General features: G+C 76.4%; 12 protein-coding genes. 6 read left to right on the forward strand and 6 right to left on the reverse strand.

Features of this window, described 5'->3' with window-relative positions; translation table 11 throughout:
* Together NH342_RS19775 and NH342_RS19780 are read left to right on the forward strand one after the other, a co-directional pair.
* A partial coding sequence (locus NH342_RS19775; protein ID WP_253017528.1) for an SDR family NAD(P)-dependent oxidoreductase occupies positions 1-658 on the forward strand: 658 nt, incomplete at its 5' end.
* A 35-nt stretch (positions 659-693) separates the two neighbouring features.
* Entirely contained in the window at positions 694-1,899 is a 1,206-nt protein-coding gene (locus NH342_RS19780; RefSeq protein WP_253017530.1) for an amidohydrolase family protein, read from the forward strand.
* On the opposite strand, the gene NH342_RS19785 is transcribed toward NH342_RS19780, so the two are convergent.
* A complete protein-coding gene (locus NH342_RS19785; RefSeq protein WP_253017531.1) occupies positions 1,890-2,738 on the reverse strand; it encodes a DUF998 domain-containing protein in 849 nt (282 codons plus the stop codon). The two genes, NH342_RS19780 and NH342_RS19785, sit on opposite strands and share 10 nt — an antisense overlap.
* 37 nt (positions 2,739-2,775) lie before the next feature.
* Between NH342_RS19785 and NH342_RS19790 the strand changes: the two genes are divergently transcribed.
* Both NH342_RS19790 and NH342_RS19795 read left to right on the forward strand, forming a co-directional pair.
* Positions 2,776-3,159, forward strand: a complete 384-nt coding sequence (locus NH342_RS19790) for a GntR family transcriptional regulator (RefSeq protein ID WP_253017532.1) — start codon at positions 2,776-2,778, stop codon at positions 3,157-3,159.
* Positions 3,156-3,488, forward strand: coding sequence for a YnfA family protein (locus NH342_RS19795; RefSeq protein WP_253017533.1), 333 nt, complete (start codon positions 3,156-3,158; stop codon positions 3,486-3,488). Before NH342_RS19790 ends, NH342_RS19795 begins: the two co-directional genes overlap by 4 nt.
* Positions 3,489-3,491: 3 nt before the next feature.
* On the opposite strand, the gene NH342_RS19800 is transcribed toward NH342_RS19795, so the two are convergent.
* Complete coding sequence (locus tag NH342_RS19800) at positions 3,492-4,445, reverse strand: WcbI family polysaccharide biosynthesis putative acetyltransferase (protein WP_253017534.1); 954 nt, start codon at positions 4,443-4,445, stop codon at positions 3,492-3,494.
* Between the two features lie 80 nt (positions 4,446-4,525).
* On the opposite strand from NH342_RS19800, the gene NH342_RS19805 reads away from it, so the two are divergent.
* Entirely contained in the window at positions 4,526-5,752 is a 1,227-nt protein-coding gene (locus tag NH342_RS19805; protein ID WP_253017535.1) for an MFS transporter, read from the forward strand.
* A 3-nt stretch (positions 5,753-5,755) separates the two neighbouring features.
* On the opposite strand, the gene NH342_RS19810 is transcribed toward NH342_RS19805, so the two are convergent.
* Both NH342_RS19810 and malQ read right to left on the reverse strand, forming a co-directional pair.
* A complete protein-coding gene (locus NH342_RS19810) occupies positions 5,756-5,923 on the reverse strand; it encodes a hypothetical protein (RefSeq protein ID WP_253017536.1) in 168 nt (55 codons plus the stop codon).
* The gene (malQ, locus tag NH342_RS19815) at positions 5,920-7,764 is read right to left on the reverse strand and encodes a 4-alpha-glucanotransferase (protein WP_374209489.1); all 1,845 of its coding nucleotides are present in this window, start codon (positions 7,762-7,764) and stop codon (positions 5,920-5,922) included. The genes NH342_RS19810 and malQ overlap by 4 nt, the downstream gene beginning before the upstream one ends.
* 34 nt (positions 7,765-7,798) lie before the next feature.
* Here malQ and NH342_RS19820 point away from each other — a divergent pair, with 34 nt between their 5' ends.
* Positions 7,799-8,449, forward strand: a complete 651-nt coding sequence (locus tag NH342_RS19820) for a hypothetical protein (protein WP_253017538.1) — start codon at positions 7,799-7,801, stop codon at positions 8,447-8,449.
* On the opposite strand, the gene NH342_RS19825 is transcribed toward NH342_RS19820, so the two are convergent.
* Both NH342_RS19825 and NH342_RS19830 read right to left on the reverse strand, forming a co-directional pair.
* Positions 8,450-9,289, reverse strand: a complete 840-nt coding sequence (locus tag NH342_RS19825) for a CoA ester lyase (RefSeq protein ID WP_253017539.1) — start codon at positions 9,287-9,289, stop codon at positions 8,450-8,452.
* Positions 9,290-9,298: 9 nt separating this feature from the next.
* On the reverse strand, positions 9,299-9,812 hold a 514-nt coding region (locus NH342_RS19830; protein WP_305884960.1), incomplete at its 5' end, for an ATP-dependent helicase C-terminal domain-containing protein.

The following is a 9,812-nucleotide window of genomic DNA, read 5'->3' on the forward strand; positions in this document are numbered from 1 at the left end:
CGCCGCGGTCGCCGTCGGCGCCCGCCGGGCCGACCGGCTGGCCGACCTCGCCGCCCGGCTGCGGGCCGACGGCGCCCGGGTGCTGGAGCTCGACCTCGACGTGACCGACCCGCGGGCCTGCACCGACGCGGTCGCCCGCACCCGGGCCGAGCTGGGCGGGCTCGACGTGCTGGTCAACAACGCCGGGGTGATGCTGCTGGGCACCATCGTCGGCGCCGACCCCGAGGACTGGCGCCGGATGATCGACACCAACGTGCTCGGCCTCATGCACATGACCCACGCGGCCATCGAGGGCATGGTCGGGCAGGGCTCCGGCGACGTCGTCAACGTCTCCAGCGTCGCCGGCCGGCAGGCCCGCAAGGGGGCCGGGGTCTACAACGCCAGCAAGTGGGCGGTGAACGCCTTCAGCGAGTCCCTCCGCCAGGAGGTCACCACCCGCGGCGTGCGCATCGGGCTGGTCGAGCCCGGCGCCGTGGCCACCGAGCTGACCGACCACATCACCCAGCCCGACGCCAAGGCGGCCTCGAAGAAGATGGCGCAGGAGATGACCCCGCTGCAGGCCGAGGACATCGCGCGCGCGGTGGTCTACATGGTCAGCCAGCCGCGGCACGTCGCGGTCAACGAGGTCCTGGTGCGGCCCACCGACCAGGAGCGGTGACCCGCGCGTCACACCCGTGCGGTAGGACACCGGCCATGAGCGACCTGCTGGTGACCGGTGCCCGCCTGCGCGACGGCCGGGTGGTCGACCTCCACGTGGCCGGCGGCCGGGTCGCGGCGATGACGCCGGCGGGCGAGGGGCCCCGGCCGGACGGCGTCCCCGTGGTCGAGGCCGACGGCGGGCTGGTCACCGCGCCGTTCGTCGACGGCCACCTGCACCTGGACAAGGTGCGCACCCTGCCGCTGGCCGGGGAGGCGGCGCTGGCGGCCTACACCGCCGACGGCATGGCGGAGTCCGCGGCCGGCATCGACCTGGCCAGCGCGGTCAAGGCGCACTGGTCGGTGGACCTGCTGCTGCCGAACGTGCGCGAGGTGCTGGCCCTGGGGGTCGAGCACGGCGTGCTGCACGTGCAGGCCTTCGTCGACGTCGACTCGGCGGCCGGGCTGGTGGGGATGGAGGCGGTGCTGGCCGCCCGGGAGGAGGTCGCCGGCACCGTCGACGTCTCCGTCGTCGCCTTCCCGCAGGACGGCGTGCTGCGCGACCCCGGCACCGCGGAGCTGGTCGAGGCCGCGCTGGACCTGGGTGCCGACGTGGTGGGCGGCATCCCGTGGATCGAGGACGGCGAGGCCGACCAGCGGGCGCACGTGCAGTGGGCGTGCGCGCTGGCCGCCCGCCGGGGCCTGCGGGTCGCGATGCTGACCGACGACGCCCCCGACCCGGTGTACCGCACCACCGGGATGCTGGCCGAGGCAATGGTGGAGCACGGCCTGGTCGGCCGCGGGGTGGCCTGCCACGCCCGCGCGCTGGGCGCCTACGGCGAGGAGGCGCTGGCGACCGTGGTGGCACAGGCCCGCGCGGCCGGGCTGGGGTTCGTCAGCGACCCGCACACCGGCGGCCGCGCGGTGCCGGTGCGCCGGCTGGTCGCCGAGGGCCTGCCGGTGGGGCTCGGCCAGGACGACGTGGAGGACGCCTACTACCCCTTCGGCCGGCACAACCTGCTGGAGGTGGCGTTCCTGGCCGCGCACCTGCTGGAGATGCGCTCGGCGGCCGACCTGGAGGTGCTGGTCGACCTGGTCACCACCTCGGCGGCCCGGGTGCTGGGGCTGGCCGACCACGGGCTGCGCGAGGGCGGGCCGGGTGACCTGCTGGTGCACGACGCCGTCCGCACCGTGGACCTGCTGGCCCGGCACGAGGCGCCGCGGGTGGTCGTGCGGGCCGGCCGGGTGGTCGCTCAGCGCTGACGGGGGGTCCGCCAGGCGGCCTCCTCGTCGAAGGGCTCGTCGTCGTCCTCGTCGTCGGCACCGTCGTCCTCGGTGGCCCGGGTCCGCTGCTTCTGGGCGTGCGCCTCCAGCGCCTCGTCGCGGGCCCGTGCCCGGTCGAACGCCTCGGCCCGCTCCAGCTCGCGCCGCTGCCGCCGGGTGAGCGGCGCGTCCTCGCCCTCGGGCAGCACCACCCGCCAGTCGTCGCCCTGCCGGAACAGCAGCACGGCGGCCACCGCCAGCCCGACCGGCAGCACGTAGGCGCCGACCCGCTCCATGCCGCCGGCGCCCAACAGGGCGGTGACGCCGGTGCCGAAGAAGACCGTGCCGATCACCCCGACGAGGCCGAGCAGGGCCAGGACCGTGCCGACCGCCTCCGAGCGGGGCCGGACGCCGTAGGCCAGCGCGATGAGGCCCAGGCCGCTGCCGAGCAGGTAGAGGATCGCGCCGACGGTGTGCGTGGCGCCGCCGGTGTCCTCGGGGAACAGCCCGACCAGCAGCACCCCGGCGCCGGCGGCCGACAGCAGCACCAGCGCCAGCCGTCCGCCGAGCCCGACCAGCGCGGGGTACAGCAGCACCGCGCCGGCCACGACCAGCACGGCCTGCGCGATGAACGAGGCGTTCATCAGGCCGGCGGCGGGGGAGAGGTCGGTGCCCAGGTCGCTGATGACCTGGTCGACCCGGCTGTACCCGCCGAACCGGGCGATCGCGACGGCCTCGACGACGAAGAACTGCAGGGTGAGCACCCAGGCCAGCGACCCGGCCAGGTAACGGCTGCGGCTCAGGGACGTCGGGGCGGTGCTGGTCTCGCTGTCGGTCACGGGGACCCATGGTCCCAGCACCGGCAGACTGGTGCGCGTGACCCTCGACCTGGCAGCGGACCTCAGCGTGGACGCCGGCAACGGGACGCCGCCCTACGAGCAGTTGCGCGCCCAGATCGCCGAGCGGGTGCTCGACGGCCGGCTGTCCGAGGGCGACCGGCTGCCCACCGTGCGCGGTCTGGCCGAGCAGCTGGGTGTCGCGCCGGGCACGGTGGCCCGGGCCTACGCCGAGCTGGAGGTCGACGAGCTGGTCGAGGGCCGCGGCCGGGCCGGCACCGTCGTCACCGGGGGGTCGGGTGACCCGGCCCGGGCCCGGTTGCGGGGGGCGGCGAACCGGCTGGTGGCCGCCGCCCGGGCCGACGGGCTGGACGACGACACGGTGCTCGCCGTCGTGCACGACGCGCTGGTGGCGCGCCGGTGACCGCGCGCTCGGTCGCGCTGTTCGTGCTGGCCGCGGTGTGCGAGATCGGCGGCGCCTGGCTGGTGTGGCAGGGCGTGCGGGAGCACCGGGGCTGGCTGGTCGCCGGCGCCGGCGTGGTGGCGCTGGGCCTCTACGGGTTCGTCGCGGCGCTGCAGCCCTCGGCGGAGTTCGGCCGGGTGCTGGCGGCCTACGGCGGGGTGTTCGTCGTGGGGTCGCTGCTGTGGGGCGCGGTGGCCGACGGCTTCCGGCCCGACCGGTGGGACGTCGTCGGCGCGCTGGTCTGCCTGGTCGGCGTCGCGGTGATCATGTACGCGCCGCGGTCGGGCTGACGGTCAGCTGCCCAGCGCGGCCAGCCGGTCGGCGTAGCGGTCCACCGCGCGCCGGGCGACGTCGGGGTGGTCGGCGTAGAAGGCCAGCTGGGCCCCGGCGACCTCGGCCCAGGGCACGTCCCGGCCGGCGAGCTCCCACTGCGGGCGGGCCGCGGCGGGGTCCAGGTCCAGGGCGGCGAGGACGGCGGCGTCCAGCGGGGCCCTGGAGCTGCCCAGCATCTCGTGGTCGGGCACGGCGGGTTCGCCGGCCCAGCCCAGCGTCGCCAGCACCCCCGCGCCGACCTCGCGCAGGGTGGCGTTGGCCGGGTGGTTGACCGTCCACATCGCCTGCGCGCCCCCGGCCACCACGGCGTCGGTGGTGTCGACGTCCAGCGCTGCGTTGCGGCGGCGCAGCTCGGCCCGCGAGGCGGCGGCGAGCTCGCGGACGGCGCCCGGGTCGGGGGCGCACCCGACCACCCGGTCGACCGCCCCCTCGACCGGCAGGCCGTCGACGGCGGCCCGCAGCAGCCGCAGGTCGTGGTAGTCGGTGAGCGGGGCGTCCACGCGGGCGCCGTCGGCGTCGTGGGCGTGCACCTGCCACGGGAACAGGCCCTCGTAGTAGGTGGTGGGCACCCGCACCACCCGCGCGTCGGCGGGCAGCAGCGCGACCAGCTGCTCGCTGCCGCAGCCGGGCACCCGGTACTCGTCCTTGACCGGCTGGGTGACCAGCACCCCGGCGACGGCGACCAGGTCGTGCAGCCGGCCCACCTCGGCCTCGTCCATCTCGAACACCGGCGGCAGCCGGACGAGCTCCACCCCGTGCTCCGCGGCGGCGGGGGCGACCATCCGGCGGATCGACTCGGCCTGGCAGTTGCCCCACACGAAGCCCACGCTGCCCGGTTGCACGGTGCCTGGGTCGAGCTCGTGCCAGCGGCGCAGGTGCTCGGGGACGGGGGTCTCGACCTGGTGGGTGGTCACGGTCCCCAGCCTGGGGCCTGGACGTGAGATGGGCGACCCTGGCTGGCCCCGGGCCGGTCCGCAGTTGCAGGGTGGTCGCCGTGACCGTCGCCGCCGAGCTGCCCGCGGGGCACCGGGCGGGGGAGCCGGGGCTGCGGCAGGCGTCGCTGGCGGTGTTCCTGGCCGGCATCGCCACCTTCGCGATGCTCTACGAGCCGCAGGCGCTGCTGCCCGAGCTGGCGCGGGCCTTCGACGTCGGCCCGGCGGCGTCCACGCTGTCGATCTCGGTGTCGACGGGCTCGCTGGCGATCGGGCTGCTGGTGCTGGGCCCGCTGTCGGACCGGCGGGGCCGCACCGGCCTGCTGCAGCTGAGCCTGGCGGCGTCGGCGGTGCTGGCGGTCGCCATCGCGCTGGCCCCGACCTGGCCGGTGCTGCTGGTGCTGCGCGGCCTGCAGGGCTTCGCGCTCGCCGGGCTCTCGGCGGTGGCCGTGGCCTACCTGCGGGAGGAGCTGCACCCCTCGGTCAGCTCGCGGGCGATCGGGCTGTTCATCGCCGGCAACGCCATCGGCGGGCTGACCGGCCGGCTGCTCGGCGGGGTCCTCACCGACGTGGGCGGCTGGCGGGTGGCGCTGGGCGGGGTGGCGGTGCTCGGGGTGGCCTGCGCGGTCGCCGTCCGGGTGCTCATGCCCCCGGCCCGCCGCTTCGTGCGGGTGGACCGGTCCCAGCCGTTGCTGCGCTCCCTGGCCAGCGCGTTCACCGACCCGGCGCTGCTGGTGCTGTACGCGGTCGCGGCGTTCCTCATGGCGGCGTTCGTCGCGGTCTACAACGCCGGCACGTTCCGGCTGGAGTCCCCGCCCTACGACCTCACCCCGGCGCTGGCGTCGCTGGTGTTCCTGGCCTACCTGCTGGGGTCGGCGAGCTCACCGACCGCGGGCTGGCTGGCCGACCGGGCCGGCCGGCGGCTGGTGGTCCCGGTGTCGGTGCTGGTGATGGCCGGCGGGCTGGCGCTGACGCTGCTCGGCCCGCTGTGGTGCTTCGTGCTGGGCCTGTGCGTGCTGACGGTCGGGTTCTTCGCCGCGCACGCGGTGGCCAGCGGCTGGGTGGGCGCCCGGGCGGCGCTGGGGGGCCGGCCGGTGGGGCAGGCCGCCTCGCTGTACTCGTTCTGGTACTACGTCGGGTCCTCGGTCGGCGGCACGCTCGCCGGCAAGGCCTGGCAGGGCTCGGGCTGGACGGCGGTGGTGCTCCTGGCGGGCGGGTTCACCCTGGCCACCCTGCTGCTGACCCTCGCGCTGGGCCGGACCCGGTCCCTGGACCCGGCCCAGCGGTAGGGCTCAGGCGTCGTCCGAGCCGACCTGCTCGCGCTCGTGCTGGGTGCGGGCCTCGAGCAGCTCGTCGGAGGGGTGCGGGTCCTTGGCGTGCTCGTGGTGGTCGGGCGAGACGTTCTCGGTCGGCATGATCACGTCGTCGGTGGTCGGGGTGTCGTGGTCCGGGGTGGTCATCGTCGGCCCTTGCCCGCCGGGCGGGGGGCTCGAACCCCGAGTTCCCGCGCCACCGCCCGGACCCCGCGGTGCCCGGCCAGGTCCTCCACGGCGACCGGCAGCGGCAGCCGCCAGTTGGGCCGCTCCATCGCGCCGGGGACGTTCGGCCGGCGCTCCACGCCGAGGGCGTCGTCCAGGGTGGCCGAGACCAGCAGGCAGGGCGCGGTCGCGAGCAGGGCGTGCGCCCGCTCGACGGCCTTGGCGACGCCCATCCGCTTCGTGGGCCCGTCGGGGTGGTCGGTGAGGTGGGCGAGCAGCTGCTGGCGGTCGCGCTCCAGCTGGTCGCGCTCGCCGGTGCCGAGGTCGACCTGCTCGGCGACGTCGGAGCCGGTCCACAGGCCCGCGACCGTGGGCAGGTCGTGCGTGGTGATCGCGCCCATCGCGGCGGCCGGCCAGTCGGCGGGGGCGTCGTCCTCGAACCACAGCAGCCGGTAGGAGAGCACACCGTGCTCGGCCATCGCCTCCCGCACGCCGTCCTCCACGGTACCGAGGTCCTCACCGACCACGACCGCCTGCGCGCGGTGGCTCTCCAGCGCGACGATGCCCAGCAGGTCCTCCGCCGGGTAGCGGACGTAGGCGCCCTGGGTGGGGTCCCCGCCGGGCACCCACCACAGCCGGAACAGGCCCATCACGTGGTCGATGCGCAGCCCGCCCGCACCGGCCATGGTGGCCCGGATGCTCTCGACGAACGGCGTGTAGTCCGCGGCCCGCAGCCGCCAGGGCACCAGCGGCGGGGAGCCCCAGTCCTGGCCGCGGGCGTTGAAGGCGTCCGGCGGGGCGCCGACGCTGACACCCTCGGCGAGCACCTCCTGCCAGGCCCAGGCGTCCGCGCCGCCGCCGGAGACCCCGATGGGCAGGTCCTGGATGACCGTCAGGTCGCCGGTGGCGTCGGTCAGCTGGCCGTCCAGCAGCCACTGGAGCCACGCGTGGAAGGCGACCTTCGGCTCGTGCGCGGTCGACCAGTCGCGGACGGCGTCCCCGCGCGGGTCGCGCAGGTCGGCCGGCCAGGTGTGCCAGTCGGCGCCGTGCTCGTCGGCGATCGCGGCCCAGTTCGCCCAGTCCTGCAGAGGTTGGCCCTGGTGCCACCACCAGTCGCGGAACCCCTCGGGGTGCGGGTCGGCGTCGAAGGTGCGCTGCAGGACGGCCCGCTTGAGCGCCCAGGTGGCGTCGCGGTCGAGCAGGTCGGCCGCGTTGAGCTCGGCCACCCGGGCCCGGTCGGCGTCGGTGAGCTGCACCCCGGGGACGTCGTCCAGCCGCAGGTAGACGGGGTTGCGGAACCGGCGGGTGGCCGGCAGGTAGGGGCTGTCCTCCTGCTCGGGGCCCGGCCCCACCGCGTGCAGCGGGTTGACCAGCACGAACCCGGCCCCCTGGGCCTGCGCCATCTCGCGCACCGTGCGCAGGTCGGCCAGGTCGCCCACGCCGGCGCTGCCCCGGCCGCGGGCGGCGTAGAGCTGCACCGCCCAGCCCCAGCTGCGGTCGGCGGGCAGCCAGCAGCGGCCGGGGTGCACGACGAGCAGCCGGTCGCGGCCGTCGGGGGTGCGGATGCGGTGGTAGCCCAGCGGCATGTCCTCGGGCAGCTCGCCGTCGACGTCGATGCTGGTGCCGTCCTCGCAGACCACCAGCGCGAGGTCGACCTCGAGGACGTCGCCGGGGACGGCGACGATCGGCGCGGTGTCCTCGAGGTCGGCGGGCGGTTCGCCGATGACCTCGCGCAGCCGGTCGATGGTGGCCTGGTCGACGGTGTGCTCGGTGTCGAGCGCGTCGAGCCAGCGGTCGTCGATGCCCCAGCGGTCGGTGCTCACGCGCTCCATCCTCGGGGCTGGTGTCATGGGTGGCATGCCGACCTGGTTGCTGTGCCACCCGCCGCTGCTCAGCGCGGCGGTGCTGCGCCCGCTGGGCCGCCGGCTGACCGCGGCGGGGCACCGGGTGGCCGTCCCGGACCTGCGCGCGACGGTCGAGGTGGCGCAGGGCTGGTGGGACGCCTACACCCGGGCGGCGGCCGCCGGCGGGCCGGCCGACGTGGTGCTGGGGTACTCCGGCGCCGGGGTCGTGCTGCCGGCGGTCGCCGCGGCGGTCGGTGCCCGCCGGGTGGTGTGGGTGGACGCCCTCGTCCCCGTCGTGCGGGGGGCGACCCTGCCGTCGGCCGCCGTCCGGACCGCCGTGGCCGGGCTGGCCCGGGACGGCCGCATCCCGCCGTGGCCCACCTGGTGGGGGCCCGACGCCATGGCCGACCTGGTGCCCGACCCGCAGCTGCGGGCCGAGATCACCGCGGAGGCGCCGTCGCTGCCGCTGGACCTCTACGACGAGGAGGTGCCGGTGCCCGAGGTCTGGCCGGACGCCGACGTCACCTACGTGCACCTCTCGCCGGCCTACGACCGCGACGCCGAGGAGGCCGCCCGGCGGGGGTGGACGGTGGTCGGCGACGGCGCCGGGCTGCACACCGACGTCGCCACCGACCCCGCCCGGGTGGTGGAGCTGCTGGCCTGATCAGGCGGGCTGCACGCCGAACGCCGTCGCCAGGTTCATGATCTTGCGGGCCCGGCCGAGGCGGGGTAGGTCGCTGCCGTCCCGGATGACCTGGCCGCGGGCGTCGAAGTCGGCGAGGAAGTCCGTCGCCCAGGCCACGTCGGACGGGGTGGGGGAGATGACCTCGTTGATCACCGGCAGCTGGTCGGTGTCCAGGCAGAGCTTTCCGGTCAGGCCGAGGGAGACGGTGACCTCGGTGGCGTCGCGCAGCACGCCGTGGCTGGAGCCGACGGTGGGGCCGTCGATGGGGCCGGGCAGGCCGCCGACGCGGCTGGCCACGACCAGGCGGGAGCGGGGGTAGGCCATGGCCAGGTCGTCGGCGGCGGTGCCGGTGTCGCGGCGGTAGTCACCCGAGCCGAAGGCCAGCCGGAACGCGCCGCGGGCCTTGGCGATGTGCACCGTCTCCTCGATGCCCAGCGCGGACTCCACCAGCGCGAGCACCCGGGTGGCGCCGCCGAGGCGGTCGTAGGTCTCGGTGACGTGGCTGCCGTCCTCGGTCTTGGCCAGCATCACCCCGGCCAGGCCGGGCAGGCCGGCGAGCGCGGCGACGTCGTCGGCCCAGAACGGGGTGGAGTGGTCGTTGATCCGCACCCATGCCTGCCGGTCGCGCTCGGCGGAGAGGTACTCCACGACCGACGCGCGCGCCTCGGGCTTGGCCTTGGGGTCGACGGCGTCCTCGATGTCGAGGATGACCTGGTCGGCACGCGAGGCCAGCTTCTCGTCGAACTCGGCGTGCCCGCGGGCGCCGTTGACCAGCAGCCAGGAGCGGGAGATGTCGGCGTCCACGTGTCGTCTCTGCACGGGCCGACATCATCCTCGACCCCCCGATGTGACCTGGCTCCGGGGTTTGGCCCGCCGGGTCGGCACGGCGGCCGCGGGGTCCTCGGGCCAGAGGTGGCGGGGGTAGCGTCCGCGCAGCTCGCTGCGGACGGCGGGGTAGCCGGTCCTCCAGAACCCGGCCAGGTCGCCGGTGGTGGCCACCACCCGCCGGGCCGGGGACAGCAGCTCCAGCCGCAGCGGCCGGCCGGCGACGACCGGGGTCGCACGCCAGCCGAAGGCCTCCTGCACGCGCATCGAGGCGGTCGGGACGTCGGGGTCGGTGTAGTCGACGCGGTGCCCGGTGCCGCCGGGCACGACCACCTTCTCCGGGACGACGTCGTCCAGCGTGCCGGCGACCTGCCACGGCACCAGCGCCCGCAGCGCCGCGACCAGGTCGAGCCGGCGCAGGTCGGCCCGGCTGCGGGCGGCCTGCACCTGCGGGGTGGCGGTCAGCGCGGTGCCCAGGGCGTCGTCGTCCACCGCCGGCCAGGGATCGCCGAGGCCG

It is taken from the genome of Klenkia sp. PcliD-1-E (assembly GCF_024124375.1).
GTDB lineage: Bacteria > Actinomycetota > Actinomycetes > Mycobacteriales > Geodermatophilaceae > Klenkia.